Genomic DNA, 18341 nt, shown 5'->3' with positions numbered 1-18341 from the left:
TTCACTATTATCCTACCACTACTAGTAAAAAAAAAGCAATACATAAACAGTTAACAAAAACATTTTTATTGACGTTAATGTTCGTGTTTACCTATAGACAGTCCTATTTTTATCCAATTGAAAACGTTCCCTTTATGTAAAGTCATATTATTTCGGCAATCTCCATATTTAGTATGTAAAGAAAGGATGCTCATAATGGATTTAGATGTTTCATTTCCAGCAGAATGGCAAACTGAATTTTTGAAACGTGTGGAAGATGATGGGCCCTGGACAAACTATGAGCTATTTCGATTAGCTTTAGAAGTAGAAAATCATTTATCCATTAAAGAATTTGAAGGCTTACAAGCACCTAATCACCTTCCAAACTTAACGCCGCTTCCACATCAGCTTGAAGTAGCAAAAACAGTAGTGGAAGAAATGAACGGAAAAGCTATTTTAGCAGACGAAGTTGGTTTAGGAAAAACGATTGAAGCTGGCCTTGTTTTAAAAGAATATATGATTCGAGGGTTAGTAAAAAAAGTATTAATCCTTGTACCCGCTTCGTTAGTTTCGCAATGGGCGATTGAGTTAAATCAAAAGTTCTTTATCCCTGCTATTGCACAAAAGAAAGCATATGTATGGGAGCAATGTGATGTGGTTGTTTCTTCTATTGATACAGCAAAGCGAAATCCACATCGAGATATTATTTATAACTTAGAATACGATATGGTCATTATTGATGAAGCACATAAATTGAAAAATAATAAAACTAAAAACTATGAATTTGTTCAAAACTTAAAAAAGAAGTTTTGCTTATTATTAACAGCTACACCTATTCAAAATAGAGTGGAAGAAATTTTCAACCTTGTCTCTTTATTGAAACCTGGACACTTAGGAAGTGAAAGTCACTTCGCAGAACTTTTTCAAGCGAAAGAACGAAAACTCGAGAACGATGAGTTTTTAAAAGAGTTAGTGAATAAAGTAATGATCCGAAACCGTCGTGGAGACACCGGTATTGACTGGCCCAAAAGACACGTTACATCGTGTTACATCGAGTTTAATGAGCAAGAGCAGGATTTATATAATACGATATGCAGTTTAAGAAACGATCCATCTGTACCAAACACAAGTCAGTTTTCTATTATGACTCTTCAACGTGAGGCTTGTAGTAGTAGAGAAGCCGTTTATTTTACCATTAAAAACATGATAGAAAGAAAACAAAAAGAGGACCCATCGTATGTAGCTCCTCCAATTATGAATAACATTCTGAAGAAAATCGATGCAGTAGCAGAAAATTCTAAAGCAAAAAAAGCGTTAGAACTTATTAAAGAGATAGATGATAAAGTAATTATTTTCACTGAGTATCGCGCTACTCAAATGTTTTTACAATGGTTTTTGAAACAAAATAGCATATCCTCTGTTCCGTTTCGTGGAGGATTTAAGCGTGGGAAAAAAGATTGGATGAAAGAGCTATTTAAAAATCATGTACAAGTTTTAATTGCAACGGAAGCTGGTGGGGAAGGAATTAACTTACAGTTTTGCAACCACATAATCAATTATGATTTACCATGGAATCCAATGCGCTTAGAACAACGTATAGGAAGAATTCATCGTTTAGGTCAAGAGAAGGATGTTAATATATATAACTTCGCAACAAGCAATACAGTGGAAGAACATATATTAAAACTACTTTATGAGAAAATTAAATTGTTTGAACGTGTAATTGGAGAACTAGATGACATTTTAACAAGACTTGAAATGAAGGACTTTGAAGATCAATTAGAAGATATATTGGTACATTCTCGTTCTGATGGAGAGATGAGAATTAAAATGGAGAACTTAACTTCCGTAATTGAATTCGCTGATCAAATGAGAAAGGATGGTGACGAGCGTGCAGCCGCAGGAAATTCATAAGTTTCTCGAGCGTTATTTCATTGGAAATGATTGTGCAATCGAAGGAAATACAGCTAGTCACTTATCCGTTCAGCTAACGATTGATATGGATAAGGAACTAATGAATCGCCCTTTCTACTGGCATTACTTAGAAAAGACTGGTGGCGTTGCAAATCCAATGAAATTAACGTTAATCACGAATCAAAATGTTGCACCAGATGATTTGAAAGGAGACATTATTCATTTTGGCTCTCCTAGGTTGCATCAAATATTCGAATCAACGAAACGAATTGGTAGTTTTATTAGACTTTACGAACAGACTAGTGCATTACCTAGACAACAAGCTAGTACGCCGCTTCATCCGTGGTTAAATGTTAATATAAAAGTTTCCTATAAATGTGATCGTAAGAAAGATATTTTAATGTCTCTAGGAATTCACTTAATTAGTGGTGTTATTGTCGAAAGATTCCATGAAAAACTGAAGCAACTACCTTTAACACCGAAAATTCCTGATATGTGTTTTACGATGTCACCTATCATAAAACCTCAAAGTGGTTTATCTCGCCTTGAACATTATGTTAGAGGGTTTATCGCAAGTGAAGACCATACCTGGGCAGAGGAAGCGAAGAAACGTTGGCAACAGGATTTAAATTTACTCAATCATTTTTACGAAGATTTAGAAGAAGAAGAATTACCGGAAACTTACGAAACGGAGAAAAAAGCACTACAAGAACAATATGAGCCAAAGATTATAGTAGACATTATTAACGGCGGATTATTCTACATGACCCCCTCGTTTATGAGTAAGTTTAACAATTAAATCGTTAAAAAAACTAAGCAACGTTCATGGAGCGACTGCTTAGTTTTTTATATTATCAAAGCAGTAATCCACGTTAAATGTAACAAAGAAACAGAAGAATAGGAAATTAAAGCGAGTACACTTAAAACTTTAACAAGATTAGAAGTTGGTACTTTTTTTAGTAAAATAAATAATAATAAGCATAAAGATAACAGGAGCTTTACAAAAACAAAGAGAACCGGCTCTGTTTCATATAAAAAAGCCATAAAAGGGTTGGCTTCCGTAATTAAACCTAAATGCAATCCTATAAAAGTGGCAATTGTATCTAATACATTTAATAGTAGAATAGCTTTAAATAATATGGAAACGCTCAAAACAAATCCCACCTTCTTCATATACATTCGGTTCTTAATTAAGAACGATTATACAAGATAATAATAAAAATAACTAGTTTTATATTCTTTTTTAAGAACAAAATATACTCTTAATATCGACATTTAATTCAAAAATAGATATAATTATCACGGGAAAGGAGTGCATGAAATGAAAAAACATTTAAGTTTATTCGTTATTACAGCCATTATCATCATCCTTGCCGGATGTGGTGGAAATGATACTTCTAAAGAGGAAAATATACATGTAGATAGAGAGATTACGATTATAGGAAAAACTGGACCTGATGTTTCAGACTATGTTTTTGAACCTGCAGAAATTACAGTAACGAAAGGTGAAACAATACGATTTCATTTAGAAAGTAGCAACTCTGTATCACATGGTATCCAATTTCAAGGAATTAACTTTAGACTAACAGAGCGTAAGCCTGAAGTATTTACATTTAATGCTGCTGGTGAGTATGAAGGTCGATGCAGCGTGTTATGCGGGGCAGGTCATGCTGCTATGACGATAAGAATCATTGTAGAAGATGAATAACCAACAGAGGCTGGGACAAAACCCAGTGAATTATATGAAAGAGGCCTCGGCCTGTAGGAACATTTTTTGTTCTTGCGGGCCTTTACTTATTGATGGAACAAAAGTTTTATCTTTAAGCACTCTCTACAAATAAATTCATCGGACTTATGAAGTTCAACTACAACCAATCTTTAATGCCAGATGAAAACTTCATCGGCCTTTTTGTCTCAACCTCTTCTTTATTGGTTTATTTAAATAAAAAAAACTAACATAAACAGTCAGTGATGACCATCTAGTTAGTTTCATAAAAAAACTATAAATTAAATTTCTCTTTCACAAACTCCATTACTTCATCTACTGTACCCATTGAAAGTAAGGTTTCGCGGAAAGAAGCCGCTTCTTCTTTCGAAATGTTTTTGATTTGACTGCGTGCTGGTAAAATACTCGTTGCACTCATACTAAATTCATCTAATCCTAAACCTAGTAGAATTGGTATTGCGATTGAATCGCCAGCCATCTCGCCACACATTCCAGCCCATTTCCCTTCTTTATGAGCTGCTTGGATTACATTATCAATTAAACGTAAAATTGCTGGGTTGTATGGTTGATACAGATAAGAAACTCTTTCGTTCATTCTATCTGCAGCCATCGTATACTGAATTAAGTCGTTTGTTCCGATACTGAAAAAGTCTACTTCTTTAGCAAAAATATCTGCCAATACAGCAGTAGATGGAATTTCCACCATGATACCAATTTCAATTTCATCAGATACCGAAACATTTTCAGCTTTTAACTTTGCTTTTTCTTCTAAAAGAATCGCTTTTGCTTGACGGAACTCATCTAACGTTGCAATCATTGGGAACATAATTTTCAAGTTACCAAACGTACTTGCTCTTAATAATGCACGTAGTTGAGTACGGAAAATACTTTGTTCCTCTAAGCATAAACGGATAGCACGGTATCCTAAGAACGGATTCATTTCTTTCGGAAGGTTTAAATACGGCAGTTCTTTGTCTCCACCAATATCTAACGTACGAACAACAACTGGCTTACCTTCCATTTTTTCTAAAACTTCTTTATAGGATTGGAACTGCTCTTCCTCAGAAGGTAATTCTGTTCTACCCATATATAAAAATTCTGTACGATATAGACCAACGCCTTCGCCGCCATTAGCAAGTACGCCTTTTACATCATTCGGAGTACCGATATTGGCAGCTAGCTCTACATGTTGTCCATCAGCTGAAACAGTTGGCTCTGCTACTAACTTAGCCCACTCTTTCTTTTGAGCATCGTATTTTTGTTGTTTTTGTTCATATTCTGCTATTTCTTCTTGGGTTGGGTCAATAATAATTATTCCTTCAATACCATCGACAATAATCATCGTTCCGTTTTGTACTTGTTCTGTGATTTCTTTCGTTCCAACAACTGCTGGTATTTCCATCGAACGAGCCATAATCGCAGAGTGTGAAGTGCGTCCACCAATATCGGTAGTAAACCCTTTAACATACTGGCGATTTAACTGAGCAGTATCAGAAGGAGTTAAATCTTCTGCTATTATTACTACTTCTTCAGAGATTAAACTTGGATTAGACAAGTGTACTCCTAATAGATGTGCAAGAACACGTTTTGTCACATCACGAATATCTGCTGCACGCTCTTTCATGTATTCGTTGTCCATTGACTCGAACATAGAGATGAACATGTTCGCTGTCTCTTCTAATGCATATTCAGCGTTAATTTTTTCGCTTTTTACTTTTTCGACAATAGGGTTAATTAATTCTGGGTCACTCAACACTAATAAATGGGCTGCAAAAATGTCTGCTTTATCTTGACCTAATTCTTTATGAGCATGGTCTTTAATTTTTTCTAACTCCGCTTTGGAAACATCGATTGCTGCATGAAAACGACTTATTTCTTCCTCCACTTGCTCAATGCTTGTTTTTTTCACAGTAAGTTCTGGATTTTCAAGTCGATATGCTTTTGCAATTGCAAAGCCACTTGAAGCGGCAATACCTTGTAGCTTTTTAGACATTACTCTGCTAATCCTTCTGTTTTTAACGTGTTTTCAAGAGCAGCAATTGCATCCGCCTCATCAGATCCATCGGCAATAATTTTGATTTCAGCGCCTTGAGGAATTCCTAGTGACATTACACCCATAATTGACTTTAAGTTAACCGACTTACCGTTATATTCTAAGTTTACTTCTGCGTCAAATTTCCCTGCTGATTGTACTAATTGTGTTGCTGGACGAGCGTGAATACCTGAATCTGCTGTTACTTTAAATGTTTTTTCTACCATGTTTAATCAAACTCCTTCTATTTAAATTGTTATTGTTTGTTTATTGGTTGCTTCGTTAGTTTTCTTCAAAACGTCTTACATTATTGAAGAAAATCGAAATAAACTTCAACCGTTATACAAGTTACTTTCCCGTACTTACTTTTTGTAATCATAAAAAAGGCATGAGTAAATAAATATAGTGGTGAGTATACACCAACCTACACTTTATTACTCATGCCTGATCGTATCAGTAACACGTAATATTTTTATATTATTGAAAGCACTTGCACAAAATAATAAATTAACTTCAGCAAAATAGTATCATACTTTATTCATCTATACAACAATTTTGGCGTAACAATTCTATAAGTGTCTTTCAAAATTAAGATAGGACATTAATCGATAAACGATCGTTATAATTGGTAAAAAAATAAAGTACCAAAAATCAGTTAAATGTCCAAAGGAAAACAAAATTAATCCAATAGCAAAGAAAGCTATTGCAAATACAGCAAACACATTAGACCAAAAGCCGTTCAATGGTTGATCTGCTAAAAATAACCCTCGTGATCCTTTAATACTTCTTAAAAAACAGTCATTGTGAATGGCTATTGGAGTAAAAAAATTAACCCCTACTATAAGATCGTACTTGTCTTTTATAACTCCCGAGCAATGTTCACAGTATATTTCCTTTTTCTTTTTATCATCCATAAGTATAAGCCCATCCTATCCGCTAATGTTCTTATACTCATTTTAACATAATTTTCTATATTTTCTTTTTGTTTTTTCTGTTTTTTACAAAAAGCATAATACTAAGTGGTATAACACCAAAAAGTTGATTGACCATAGGATCTCGTTCTAACTTTCTTTGCGTTTTTAATTCTTTTCGTACTTCCTTAGGTTTATCCATATAATTAACAAGTTGTTCAGTTACATACTTTACATAATCGTTTGTTTTCATATTTATCACCAACCTATACGCTATTTCTCTTTATAGTTTGGCCAATAAATCATTGTTTAATCTTAAACAAAACTTCTTCCACAATCTCCGACACTGTTTTATTACTTGTATGAATGATTATGTCTGCTTTATTGTATTTTGGCAATCTCTCAGCAAATAAGTTTTTTAATTCCTCATGTGATTTCTGTTGCAATAGAGGCCGTGTACTATCTCCTCTAAGTCTTTTCATCAACTCACTAAATTCGGTATGTAAATAAATAACTGTTCCTGTTGCTTTCATCCACTCTACATTGGTGTTATTTGTAACAATTCCCCCACCTGTTGTAACAATGATGTTTTCTGTAGGTAATGTTTTTAACACGTTTGCTTCGAGTTCACGGAAAAATGATTCGCCATGCTCGTTAAAAATTTGTGATATTTTTTTGCCACATTGTTCTTCAATGTGTTGGTCTGAATCAATTACATTTAGTTGCAATTTTTTACTTAATAATTTTCCTATTGTTGTTTTTCCAGCTCCCATAAATCCAGTTAAGTATATTGCGTTCACCTTTCTTCCCCCTTTACTAATAGGAGCACATATTAATGCGCCCCTAAAATATCCATATTACGTGAATAAATTTCATAATTACGGTTCGTTTAATGAAAAACGAATATTTTAGTGATTTACAAAACAATATGTTCGTTTATTAAGGTGTAATACAGAATAGATGCTATTATTCGTTTTTCGTATAGTAGTCATACTTTATGAAACGGACTCACGTAACAACTATATTTCTCTCCATGATACAATTTCTTTTGTTACTATATTAACCTCAATAACCACTTCATATTTCCTTCCTAGGTTAGTAAGAGCATACAACTTCACTGTAAGATTTGGCTCATTTCCTGTCACTGTTATATTAACATTACCAGACGGAAAGGCTCTTTGCATATTGGAAGGTTGTATGTTTTTTTCCATTAAATCTGATATTACCTCATCCAAACATACAGTCACCATATTTTCCAATACATAAACTTCGTTTACTTCAGAAGTAAATTGTTTTTCAATTGTGTATAGTTCAATATGATGAAGAAGTAATGCAGACAAAAATAAGGAAAAGGCCATCGTTATTACTAAAATGTACCCTTTTTCATTTTTTATCACTCTCATTCTTTTGGTCCTTTTAAGAGAATTGAATAAATAGGGATAGAATATGTCATATTATCTAACCCTACTATAGTTAATAGGGCACCATATGGCTGTGCTTGTACTTCAAAAGTTTTCACACGTTGTAGTACAATTACATGCCCTGTTCCACCTACTCGCCTTCTAATTTTGTCTTGATAAAGCTCAAATGTTATATGTCGGCCATCTTCTTTCCTAATTGTAAGTTGCCTACTACTAACCGATAGTCCTTGTCCATGCCTTGCTTCATACTGTACCTTTTGAGATAACACATCAAGCTCTAACAGATGTATCCCTTTCGTTTCAAAAGTAACATGATAAACCGTTTTTAATATTAACGGTAAAAAAGAGGTGATTAATAATACAACAGTTAAACTGATTAACACTTCTAATAATGTAAATGCATTACTATTTTTACTTTTTTCCCACATACAATAGTTCACACTTTTCCCGTTTTCTATTCTTATAATCGTTATAACTCACACATACTTTCGAATATGGATCCTCGTTCATAATAATAAAAGTAAAAAATATCCCTTCATTCTTCACCTCCATTTCTTCATAGACTGCGTCCTCCCTCATCACTTGCACCTTGTCTTGTAAAAGAAATCGGGCTTCCCTTTCTAACTTAATATTTTTCCTCTCCACAATTACGGTTAAGAGACTTGGAAAAATGATAGTTGCAATCATTACCCAAACAAACAATGCCGATATCGTCTCTAATAAAGTAAAACCATCACACTTCTTCCACATAAAACTTCCCATACCCTAATTGAAAAACGAGTAAAAATTGTTCTTCCGATTTATAACTTATTCCATACGTACCTGGATTCATTATGTTTCCAACAGCATTGAATCGGACAATACTGCTTGCAACCCTCGTATTAATATCTATGTGATGATTAAATTCTCTACGAAGTAAAATTCTATTTTCAGTTGGTACCTGGATATAGTATTGTTTAGTACTAGAAGAAAACACAAGGTTTACACTACTTTTTGAACTCATCGCGTACTGTTGAGCGTAGAGTACATCATTAGTAAGTTGCTCAAAAAATTGAGGTATTACCTTCTTCTCCATAACAGGAGAGAACTTTATAAACGATAAAGATAAAAGTATAGAAACAATAGACAAAACTAATAATGATTCGATTAACGTAAATCCTTTTTCACTTTCATCATACTTTGTCATAACCTTAATCATTATTAGAAGGAGGTGTGTTGATTGGGATAACTTTATCACCATCAAGTGTTAATTCTTCTCCTCCTGGACAGCGTAACGTATTGTTATTTTTGTTAAAGTGCTCCTTTAAGTAATCTTCATGATTTAAGTCTTGTAAACTAGTCGGATTTTCCCTTTTATCTAATCTGTAAGTTTGCACTTGTGACTCGACCATTTTTATAAATGCATCACATCCCTTTGTACCGATAACAGAAGTATTTTTCGTTGCATTCGGTAACATAACTAACAATAGGATAGTAATAACAAGCATAACAATTAGCATTTCTACCAAAGTAAATCCTTTTTCTTGTAATAACATTTTTTTCACCTATAATCCTCCCATTAATTGAAGCATTGGAATAAAAATACTTACGTAAAGAAACATAATGAACAAGCCTACAAACATTAACAATATTGGTTGTAACCTCTTTAGATATGTTTCTAATTTATTTTGTTGTACATGTAATAAAGACTCACTGTAATCTAATAATTGTTGCGGAAGTTTACCGTTTTTTTGTCCATGGATGACTACTGTTGACAGACTATTATTTAAATAAGGCACAGACAACACAATCTCTTCAAACTTTTTACCAGCAACAAGCTCACTTTTCACTTGTTTTGCAAGCAAATTTAATAGTGCGTGATGTTGTTGATTTTCAAATACGTGCAAACATTCTTTAATACTTAATCCTGCATGTAATAAAGAACTCGTTTGCTCAGCAAAAAAATACGTTTGATAGTCGATGAAATAGCTTCTTATAAATGGTGTTTTTAACAATAGTTGAATTTTTTTTGATATTGGAAGTGTCCTCCAAGATAGGTGGAAGAAAAGGAATAAACATAGTATTAGAATGAAGAAAAAAGTTATGAAGGTTGGTGCTGCCGTTAAAATTTTTAATGTTAGTTGTATAAACCATGATTGATTTACTCTCATCTGTTCAAACAATGTAACAAATTGAGGTACTAGTACCCAATTCATAAAAAATAACATAATGAAAACGATTAACATTAAAAGAATGGGATATCGAAGAATATCTATTAATTTTTGTTTTAGTTTTCTTCTGCGTTTCAGTAGTGTACTACTTTTAATTAATGCATTACTTAAATCACCATGTTTTTGAGAGAAATAAAGTAAAGACAACACATCTTCATGAAAATGGAACCTTTGTAAAACTTCATTAAAACTATGTCCTTCTTTCAATAGTTCCATCATATTGTATGTGTCTTTTTTATCTGCTTCAGTATAATGTAAACTTACTAAATTTATCGCTTCTACAATCGTATATCCGTTTGCATATAATTCTCCCACTTTACGTGAAAATTCTTCTTGTTTTGATATTGGCCAGCCCTTATTTTTCAACAAGACCCCATCTTTCTAGCTCTTTAGGTTGTAGATAACCTAGGGCGATACCTTTCTTAATTTCATCTTTAATGGTGTAGATAGAAACTTGATCTCCGTATCCTTTAATATTCTCAAATACATCATTGAGTTTTCTTCCATTTAACAATTCAAAGACCGTAGCCATTCTTTTTTTACGATATTTCCTACAAAGAGCCGTGCATTCCTGTTCACAAAATAAGCATTTTAGCTCTACTAATCTTTGAGCAGAAACAGCTATTAACGTTTGTTGTAACTCTTCGATTGGAACCTTTAATTCTAACAATCGATGAATGGCTCCTTTTGTATTTCTGGCATGTAAAGTGGATAATACTAAGTGGCCAGTGAGTGCCGCTCTAATTGCAATTCGAGCTGTTTCTTCATCACGTATTTCTCCCACTAAAATCACATCAGGGTCATGTCGTAAAATCGCCTTTAAGCCCGATGAATATGTTATTCCAGCTTTTTCATTCACCTGAACTTGCAACACATCTTCGCTTCTTCTCTCTACGGGGTCTTCTAGCGAGATAATGTTCCTTTGAAATAGTTGCTTACTAGCTTCAAGTAGAGAATATACAGTCGTTGTTTTACCGCTGCCTGTAGGCCCTGTGAATAATATAAGTCCGTGTGAATGGCTTAATAATGATAGAAGTCTTTTAGTTGTTGTAGGAAATAAGGATAAGTTTTTTAAAGGTGAAACTTTGTCGTGTGGGAGTATTCGTATGACTAAACTTTCGTTGTAAATAGTAGGAAGAGTTGATAAACGTAAGTTTACTATTGTATCGTTTACTTTTAATGTCATGTGTCCATTTTGAGGTTTTCGCTGCTCACCTATATCCATAGCAGCTTTAAATTTTAAGTGTGTAATGATTCTCTCATAAACTGGTAGTGGAATTCTTTTTTGGTTATACAGCTGGTGATCCATTCGAAAAGATATTTTTGCATCATGTTCCATCGGTACGATGTGAATGTCGCTAACCTTAAGCTGAAAAGCTGTTTGGATAAGCTGTTCACATTGTTTTTCAATGTTCACTAAACCACCTTCTTTAAATTATTTTAGATTGGAAATTTAATCACTCCTTTTTATCAAAATGTTTTGAAAACTTCCGCACTATTATTCTACAAAGTTCTTCATTATTTTTCAAGTAGTTTTGCAATTTTTTTTTTGCAATGCTCTGATAAAGACCGCTGTTGATTTCCGTGCAAGTCTTCGCTTTCCGCAGGCGGTAAAAAGGAAGGTTTTTTTTTCACTGTCGTGAAAAAATCTACTCCTCGGCGCAAGCGCCTGTTGGGTCTTCTGCTCCCCGCTTCTCCCGCAGGAGTCTCCGCCTCGCACGGAAATTAAATAAAAATCAAAAGTAAGCAATAAAACAACCTTTTACAAAACTACTTGTTAATAACTTTCTAATTTATTCGGGTAAAAACTGCTGAAAGATTGTGTTCATTTGTACTGGGTATATTTCTTTTTGGGCGATATCATTTATTATTAATTGATTTCGCATGACAGATAAACTTAAGTTCGTTGCACCAGTGCCGTGACTATGCTCTATATTCGTTAAAGTATAAAAATGGTTATCTCTATTATCTTTAAACTTTATTCGAAAATTAGAATCTACTTTAAATTCATTTTCGCTTTCCCATTCTATTTTATCTTTTTGGTTCCATATCCATGAAGGAATTTCTGGTTTATATCCAGTCGCTAAGATTACTTTATCCACTTTCAAGTTGAAGGTTTTTTTTGCTTGCCATTGATAACAGTCTACTGATATCTCACCGTCTAATTCCTTTATATTTTTCACTTCCGATAGTGGTTGGATCATTATTTTTTCATCTTTTCCATCAACCGATCGGTTGTATAAAAGATCATATATTTTTCTTAATGTCTCTGGGTCTACACCGTTTCGTAACAGATGGAGATTCTCTAATGCTTCCCTTCTTGTGTCATATTCTAGCGCTGTAAAGTAATTCACATAATCAGGGGAAAACAATTCTTGACTAAGTTTACCACTGTCTATTTGCAAGAAGTTGAAGGCTCTTGTTACCCATTTAATAGAATAATTATATTTTGTTTGGTCACGCAGTAATTCATAAAATATCTCTGCGGCACTCTGTCCAGAACCTACAACTAGAATAGAGTTTGATTGTTTCAATTCTTTTTCATATGTCAAATAGTCGGAAGTATGAAAAACATTTTTATTGATACTTTCTCTCAAACTATCTGGGATAAACGGCACGCTTCCCGTCCCAAGCACAATATGTCTAGCCTTATACACTTTTTCTTCATTAGAATTTGTATGCTTTATTATTACTTCATACACATTTTCTTCTTCGAGTTTTTTGTAGTTTAAACCAACGACACTATGGCCAAAGTGGCAATTATCCAATTGGTTCACCACCCATTTCGCATAACGATTATACTCTCTTCTCGGAATGTCAAAACGACGGTAATAATAAAATGCATACAATCTATTAGTTTTATGCAAATAATTTAAAAAACTATACGGGCTTGTTGGATCAGCGAACGAAACTAAATCAGCTATAAATGGTACTTGAAGGTCAGATTGTTCGATTAACATACCAGGATGCCACTCAAAACTGTCTTCTTTGTCAAAAAAGATAGATGAAACAGTATCTTGTCCAGCCAATAAAGATGCTAAACCTAGATTAAAAGGACCAATCCCAACCCCAATACAATCATATATTTTCATGCGCTTACTCCTTACCTTTTTATTTTTCCTCGCCTTCTAGTTATACCCCCTTTCCTTTCTGCTTTAGCAACTAATAGATCAATTTTTTGGTTAATCGAAAAAATACTTATAAACAACAGTAAACTTATGAGTAGCAATATGGTTTCAAACGTTTTTAAAGTTTCTAGCTTATTAAAATGAACATCAAGCAACAAAATTATTAATTGAATTAACCAGTCATTCATAAACATCCCTCCACAAAGAACATATGTTCTGTTTTATCGTACCAAAAGGAGTGACCGATTCCAACACAACTATTCTACTATTTTCCAAATAAAGCTTTTCCGTCTATTTGTCCAAAAAAAAAGACAGAAACTATAGTTTCTGTCAAAATGTGCGAAAGGAGAAGGAAACTGCACACAATATAGTATGTATCTTGTGACAATATGCTTGGCCTTTTATCTTCTAGCAAACGCACATTTTCTAGTAAAAGATTAATCTAAATCCACTTTTAATTTAAGCGTTACGTGTGTACCTTTTCCTTCTTCACTTTCGAAATGTAATTCCCCCTCATGTGACTCAATAATTTTTTTCGTTACATTTAGCCCTAGACCCATTCCTTTCTCTTTTGAAGTTAAGAAAGGTTCACCTAGTCGCTTAATCATCTCTTTCGGTATACCAATACCGGTATCTCTAATATTTACTACTAACATTTCATCAACAATAGAGTAATGTATATGCAGTTCACCACTATCTGACATTGCTTCCATTGCATTTTTCATAATATTAATAAGTGCTTGTTTAATACCATTTTCATCACCATACACGATAGGTTCCACTTCTGGTTCCGCTACTTTAACTACAATATTGTATAAAGAAGCCTCATAACTTACGATGTTTAAACAATAATGTAATGCTTTTTTAAAATTAAAATACTTCATCTCTCTACTTTGTGGTTTAGATAAAACTAACATCTCACTTACAATTTGGTTAATTCTATCCACTTCACTTAAGACTAATTTCACATGTTCTTTATTTGGTTTGTCTGTTTCATCTAGTAATTGTATAAATCCTCTTATTGCTGTTAGCGGGTTTCTAATTTCATGAGCTATACCAGCAGATAACTCTCCTACTACAGATAACTTTTCCTTCTTTAACATCATTTGTTCCGCTTCTTTTAAAACAGAAATATCTCTTCCTATTGCAACTAGTGCCTTTCTATCTCCATTTTTGTGGTATAAAGGCACTTTAATAACATCAAATGATTTTCTTTCTCCTGAAGGTAACAAAAAGGATTCTTCACTTCTCGTTAACTTTTTGGATCGCCATGTTTGTTCATCCGTCTTTGCACAATACTCAAATGCTTCCTTGAAATATGGAGTGTACGTTGCTAACTCGTTATCTTTCTTGCCGACATAATCCACTTTATCTAATTCATATAACGATAATCCGTAATCATTCGCTCGGATCCAACGCCCCTCTCCATCCTTAAAGCAAACAAAATCTGGCATGGAGTTAATTAACGTAGATAACTCTTGCTCTCGTTCCTGCATATCATTAAATGCGTTTTGTTTTTTCATCATAAAAAATAGCAGGATTGCTGCTCCACCAACAAATACCCATCCTTTAATAAAATCAAGAAAGTTAACCATTTCTACTAGTTGAGTTTGAGCTAACATATATAAAAAATAATCTGTCGCTATTAACCATAAGCTCCCCACTAATAAAAATACAAGTGGAGTGATGATGTGCATTCGTTCTCTCATATGTAACTCCTACTATATTAAAAGTTTTTAAGTTTATATTTTATATTAATATACTAAATACAATCTTAAGTATATTATAAACTCTTTATCTATAAATAAACATAAAGTCCTAGTTGGGAAAATCAATGACAGAATTCGTGAATTATTCCTTGTTTTCTCCCTCGACTTTCCCAACTTTTATTTTAATAAAATAAGACGGAATGTTTTTAAAAAGAAAATAAGGGTATTTAAATGCTAAGAAAGCATTTTGAAGGGAGAATGAATCATGGAAGAGAAAGATGTAAGAGTGGAACGTAATGAGACAAAAGAAGATAGAGGGTTAGTAGCTTCTACTTTCATAAAATACACTGCATATTTAGTTATTTTCTTCGGTATTATTTGGTTCATCGTTACTTACTTACTACCAATGACTAACTAAAAAAAATGCCCCGTTACTTTCGGGGCATTTTTTTATACGTGTCCACCATATAAACTCGGACCAACAAATACGAAGATTAATCCGACAATACCAACAGCACCAATTAGTAAAAGGCTCGCTTTTCTTAGCCCTTTTTGATATAAAACTGTAGCACCAAAATAAATCGCCGCAGAAAGCCCTATAAATAACAATGCTTCTGATTGTGCAGGCCAACCGTACTCTGTTAATTGAATGAAAGTTTGTAGAATTAATCCAATAAAAATAAATGCTCCTATTAAAAAAGGAATATGATGTTGCTTCATAATAAACCTCCTTTGCTTCATGTCTATACATATAAAGTACCATAACAAGCAATTATTTTCGAATAATATACCGTTAGTTGAGACCGTGTTATTGTAAAACATTCGTTATTCACTATAAGAATTGAAATAATAAATAGACTTAATTATAACGCTGTTCCGGTAAATTGCGGCATTTGTAACGTGATGGACCTTATATTTTCACCGTCTAAGTCCACCGCCCACAATTTAAAATTAGGTTTGCCTCGATTCCAACTTTGGTCTTGAATAAATAAAAGTCGTGGTTCGTTATGAAAAAAAGTTGGTTCTGTAATAAACGTTCGAAAGCTAGTTAAGACTTCAACATTATCGCCGCTCTTATTCATCTTATACAATTCATAAATAAATTGAGATTTTCTCCTCGGATTAACAGTCGCTGCTGAAAAAGCGATTATTTCTCCATCAGGTGAAAATTTCGCACTATATATATCCTCTGTTTCAAAATCTGATTTTGGTTGTACTCGCTTTACTTCTGTCTCTTTTTCCACATCAAAAACGACTAACTCCGTACCTAACACCCCTGTATCTTGTTTCAATCCATCAATAAAACCGACAATCGTTTCAGTTAGCGGACTTGAAAGTTCACTCTTTTCGTAACTATCGTCCTCTGTTAATCGAATTTTATTGTCTCCTCTAACGGACATTTTATATAAATCCATTCTGTGTGGCCTTTTATTAGCACCTGGAGCATAGTTTGTATATTCTTCTGCTACTAAGTATAAAATTTCTTGATCATTTTTAGAAAAAATGGCGTCCGTAATAAGTTTATCTTCTTCATCAGAAATTTTCACTAAACCTGTACCGTCTACATTCATTATGTATAAACTTTGCAAAAGATTTTCTCCCAACTTTTCACGTGATAGAAACAAAAGCTTTTTACCATCATGTGAAAACCTTGGCCTTACATGACTTTCACTTTGACGAGGATATGTTAACTGATGAACGTCACTGCCATCAACATTCGCAATATAAAGTGCTCCATCTCCACTTTGGTAAAACGGAAACACAATTTTCTCATCGTCTGGAGATAATGTAACTGTTTCCCCAAAACCATGATCGATTGGCACCCATGCTGACGTAAACCTTTCTGAGAAAAAGTAGAGCATTACGCCAATAATAATGACGAATGCAATGAGTGAAATTGTAAAGAGTTTTAAAGTTTGATTTTTCATGTTGTTCGGTCCTTCCTCTACTTCATTTGCTTGTAGTTTTTCCAATAATAAGCATAAATACATGTAAAAAAAGAAAAAACCACTAGAAATGTATCTAGTGGTTAAAAATTACTTTTTAGCTTGTTTTTCGATTTGCTCTACAATGATAGTAAGTGTATCGTGTAAGCTGTCTTTGTTCATTTGTTCTAACAGCTTTTCTTTATGTTTTTGTAATGTTTGAACGCTTTGTAAAAAAGTATCTTTCGTTAAATCCTCTTCCATTAATACTTCCGCAAATCCTTTTTTCTTAAAAGAATTGGCGTTGAGTATCTGATCTCCCCTGCTAGCATTCCGGGAAAGTGGTATTAAAAGCATCGGCTTTTTTAATGCTAAGAATTCAAAGATGGAATTAGCGCCTGCACGTGAAATAATATAATCGGACGCAGCTAAAACATGCGGAAGCTCGCTAGAAATATACTCATATTGTTTATAGCCTATAACATCTTTTAACGAGTCCTCTACATTACCTTTTCCACAAAGATGTACTATTTGAAAACTTTCTGTTAAAACATGTAGGTTTTCCCGTACATATTGGTTTATTTTTCTTGCACCTAAGCTTCCACCCATTATCGTTAGGATTGGCTTTGGTTCATGAAAACCTAATAATGCCTTCCCTTCTACTTTGTCTCCTTCGAAAAGTTCTTCTCTTATAGGAGAACCTGTAAATAAAACACGCTCCTTCGGGAAATGTTTCATTGTTTCGTCAAAAGTCACGAACACTTTTGTAGCAAATTTCGTTGCAATTTTATTTGCTAAGCCAGGTGTAATATCTGATTCATGAATAACGATTGGGATGTTTAACATTTTTGCTGCAATGACAACTGGAACCGTTACGAAACCACCTTTTGAGAAAACAATTTGCGGTTTTAGTTTTCGTAAAATAAAATAGGCGTCCGATACACCTTTCATAATGCGGAGTGGATCAGTGAAGTTTTTCCAATCAAAATATCTTCTTAATTTTCCGCTCGAAATCGAATGAAATGGAATATTTTCTTTATTAATTATTTCTTCTTCTATTCCATTTTTTGAGCCTATGTAATTTATTGTCCAATCTTTTTCTTTTAGTTTATTTATAATGGCTATGTTAGGGGTCACATGCCCTGCAGAGCCGCCTCCGGTGAATACAATTGACTTTTTCATTTACACATCATCCTTTTTTAGTTCCTCTCTAACACATTATTATCTAAATTAGAAATAAAGGCAAAAAATAAACGATAAACTAAAAAATTATAAATTTATTGCTTAAGTTCCTTATTTACTTGAGTCCGTTTCATAATGTATGACTACTATACGAAAAACGAATGATAGCATCGAATTCTGTATTTATACGCTTTAATAAACGAA

Annotated in this window: 23 protein-coding genes; 4 read left to right on the top strand and 19 right to left on the bottom strand. The window is 33.4% G+C overall.

Annotated elements, in window-relative coordinates; genetic code table 11:
• Nucleotides 1-195: 195 nt before the first annotated feature.
• Entirely contained in the window at nucleotides 196-1893 is a 1698-nt protein-coding gene (locus tag CDZ89_RS07085) for a DEAD/DEAH box helicase (protein WP_096153444.1), read from the top strand.
• Complete coding sequence (locus tag CDZ89_RS07080) at nucleotides 1871-2692, top strand: YqhG family protein (protein WP_100333422.1); 822 nt, start codon at nucleotides 1871-1873, stop codon at nucleotides 2690-2692. The genes CDZ89_RS07085 and CDZ89_RS07080 overlap by 23 nt, the downstream gene beginning before the upstream one ends.
• Before the next feature lie 47 nt (nucleotides 2693-2739).
• On the opposite strand, the gene CDZ89_RS07075 is transcribed toward CDZ89_RS07080, so the two are convergent.
• Nucleotides 2740-3045: a DUF5658 family protein gene (locus CDZ89_RS07075; protein ID WP_096153442.1), complete on the bottom strand. Its 306-nt coding sequence runs from the start codon at nucleotides 3043-3045 to the stop codon at nucleotides 2740-2742.
• A 169-nt stretch (nucleotides 3046-3214) separates the two neighbouring features.
• Between CDZ89_RS07075 and CDZ89_RS07070 the strand changes: the two genes are divergently transcribed.
• Nucleotides 3215-3601, top strand: a complete 387-nt coding sequence (locus CDZ89_RS07070) for a cupredoxin domain-containing protein (RefSeq protein WP_096153441.1) — start codon at nucleotides 3215-3217, stop codon at nucleotides 3599-3601.
• A gap of 292 nt (nucleotides 3602-3893) precedes the next feature.
• Here the strand turns inward: CDZ89_RS07070 and ptsP are convergent, their stop codons facing one another.
• The 15 genes from ptsP to CDZ89_RS06995 form a co-directional block, all read right to left on the bottom strand.
• Nucleotides 3894-5612: a phosphoenolpyruvate--protein phosphotransferase gene (gene ptsP / locus CDZ89_RS07065; RefSeq protein WP_100333421.1), complete on the bottom strand. Its 1719-nt coding sequence runs from the start codon at nucleotides 5610-5612 to the stop codon at nucleotides 3894-3896.
• The gene (locus CDZ89_RS07060; protein ID WP_096153439.1) at nucleotides 5612-5878 is read right to left on the bottom strand and encodes a phosphocarrier protein HPr; all 267 of its coding nucleotides are present in this window, start codon (nucleotides 5876-5878) and stop codon (nucleotides 5612-5614) included. Before CDZ89_RS07060 ends, ptsP begins: the two co-directional genes overlap by 1 nt.
• Nucleotides 5879-6220: 342 nt before the next feature.
• Entirely contained in the window at nucleotides 6221-6565 is a 345-nt protein-coding gene (locus tag CDZ89_RS07055) for a hypothetical protein (protein ID WP_100333420.1), read from the bottom strand.
• 55 nt (nucleotides 6566-6620) lie between these two features.
• On the bottom strand, nucleotides 6621-6815 hold the full coding sequence (locus CDZ89_RS07050) for a YqzE family protein (RefSeq protein WP_096153437.1): 195 nt from the start codon (nucleotides 6813-6815) through the stop codon (nucleotides 6621-6623).
• A 49-nt stretch (nucleotides 6816-6864) separates the two neighbouring features.
• Nucleotides 6865-7362 carry a shikimate kinase gene (locus CDZ89_RS07045; protein WP_100333419.1) on the bottom strand — a complete coding sequence of 166 codons (498 nt, stop codon included), beginning with the start codon at nucleotides 7360-7362 and terminating at the stop codon, nucleotides 6865-6867.
• Between the two features lie 219 nt (nucleotides 7363-7581).
• Nucleotides 7582-7965: a competence type IV pilus minor pilin ComGG gene (gene comGG / locus CDZ89_RS07040; protein WP_096153435.1), complete on the bottom strand. Its 384-nt coding sequence runs from the start codon at nucleotides 7963-7965 to the stop codon at nucleotides 7582-7584.
• Nucleotides 7962-8411 (bottom strand): competence type IV pilus minor pilin ComGF, encoded by a 450-nt coding sequence (gene comGF / locus CDZ89_RS07035; protein WP_096153434.1) that lies wholly within the window; start codon nucleotides 8409-8411, stop codon nucleotides 7962-7964. The genes comGG and comGF overlap by 4 nt, the downstream gene beginning before the upstream one ends.
• Nucleotides 8395-8733 carry a type II secretion system protein gene (locus CDZ89_RS07030; RefSeq protein ID WP_096153433.1) on the bottom strand — a complete coding sequence of 113 codons (339 nt, stop codon included), beginning with the start codon at nucleotides 8731-8733 and terminating at the stop codon, nucleotides 8395-8397. The genes comGF and CDZ89_RS07030 overlap by 17 nt, the downstream gene beginning before the upstream one ends.
• On the bottom strand, nucleotides 8717-9169 hold the full coding sequence (comGD, locus tag CDZ89_RS07025) for a competence type IV pilus minor pilin ComGD (RefSeq protein WP_176483697.1): 453 nt from the start codon (nucleotides 9167-9169) through the stop codon (nucleotides 8717-8719). Before comGD ends, CDZ89_RS07030 begins: the two co-directional genes overlap by 17 nt.
• 4 nt (nucleotides 9170-9173) lie before the next feature.
• Nucleotides 9174-9518 carry a competence type IV pilus major pilin ComGC gene (comGC, locus tag CDZ89_RS07020; protein ID WP_096156888.1) on the bottom strand — a complete coding sequence of 115 codons (345 nt, stop codon included), beginning with the start codon at nucleotides 9516-9518 and terminating at the stop codon, nucleotides 9174-9176.
• A 9-nt stretch (nucleotides 9519-9527) separates the two neighbouring features.
• Nucleotides 9528-10562, bottom strand: a complete 1035-nt coding sequence (gene comGB / locus CDZ89_RS07015) for a competence type IV pilus assembly protein ComGB (RefSeq protein ID WP_096153431.1) — start codon at nucleotides 10560-10562, stop codon at nucleotides 9528-9530.
• A complete protein-coding gene (gene comGA, locus CDZ89_RS07010; RefSeq protein WP_096153430.1) occupies nucleotides 10549-11610 on the bottom strand; it encodes a competence type IV pilus ATPase ComGA in 1062 nt (353 codons plus the stop codon). Before comGA ends, comGB begins: the two co-directional genes overlap by 14 nt.
• A gap of 376 nt (nucleotides 11611-11986) precedes the next feature.
• Nucleotides 11987-13285, bottom strand: a complete 1299-nt coding sequence (locus tag CDZ89_RS07005; protein ID WP_100333418.1) for a lysine N(6)-hydroxylase/L-ornithine N(5)-oxygenase family protein — start codon at nucleotides 13283-13285, stop codon at nucleotides 11987-11989.
• A gap of 11 nt (nucleotides 13286-13296) precedes the next feature.
• Nucleotides 13297-13509, bottom strand: coding sequence for a hypothetical protein (locus tag CDZ89_RS07000; protein WP_096153428.1), 213 nt, complete (start codon nucleotides 13507-13509; stop codon nucleotides 13297-13299).
• A gap of 249 nt (nucleotides 13510-13758) precedes the next feature.
• A complete protein-coding gene (locus tag CDZ89_RS06995) occupies nucleotides 13759-15030 on the bottom strand; it encodes an ATP-binding protein (protein ID WP_227521454.1) in 1272 nt (423 codons plus the stop codon).
• A gap of 265 nt (nucleotides 15031-15295) precedes the next feature.
• Here CDZ89_RS06995 and CDZ89_RS19900 point away from each other — a divergent pair, with 265 nt between their 5' ends.
• Entirely contained in the window at nucleotides 15296-15448 is a 153-nt protein-coding gene (locus CDZ89_RS19900) for a hypothetical protein (protein WP_176483696.1), read from the top strand.
• A 32-nt stretch (nucleotides 15449-15480) separates the two neighbouring features.
• Here the strand turns inward: CDZ89_RS19900 and CDZ89_RS06990 are convergent, their stop codons facing one another.
• The 3 genes from CDZ89_RS06990 to CDZ89_RS06980 form a co-directional block, all read right to left on the bottom strand.
• On the bottom strand, nucleotides 15481-15750 hold the full coding sequence (locus tag CDZ89_RS06990) for a hypothetical protein (protein WP_096153427.1): 270 nt from the start codon (nucleotides 15748-15750) through the stop codon (nucleotides 15481-15483).
• 143 nt (nucleotides 15751-15893) lie between these two features.
• Nucleotides 15894-16958, bottom strand: a complete 1065-nt coding sequence (locus CDZ89_RS06985; RefSeq protein WP_176483695.1) for a TolB family protein — start codon at nucleotides 16956-16958, stop codon at nucleotides 15894-15896.
• A gap of 108 nt (nucleotides 16959-17066) precedes the next feature.
• A complete protein-coding gene (locus CDZ89_RS06980) occupies nucleotides 17067-18137 on the bottom strand; it encodes an undecaprenyldiphospho-muramoylpentapeptide beta-N-acetylglucosaminyltransferase (protein ID WP_100333417.1) in 1071 nt (356 codons plus the stop codon).
• Nucleotides 18138-18341 lie beyond the last annotated feature (204 nt).

It is taken from the genome of Bacillus alkalisoli (assembly GCF_002797415.1).
Taxonomy (GTDB): domain Bacteria; phylum Bacillota; class Bacilli; order Bacillales; family Bacillaceae_I; genus Bacillus_CD; species Bacillus_CD alkalisoli.
Note: the sequence above shows the minus strand (reverse complement) of the source record. Positions and strands in the feature narration are given on the sequence as shown.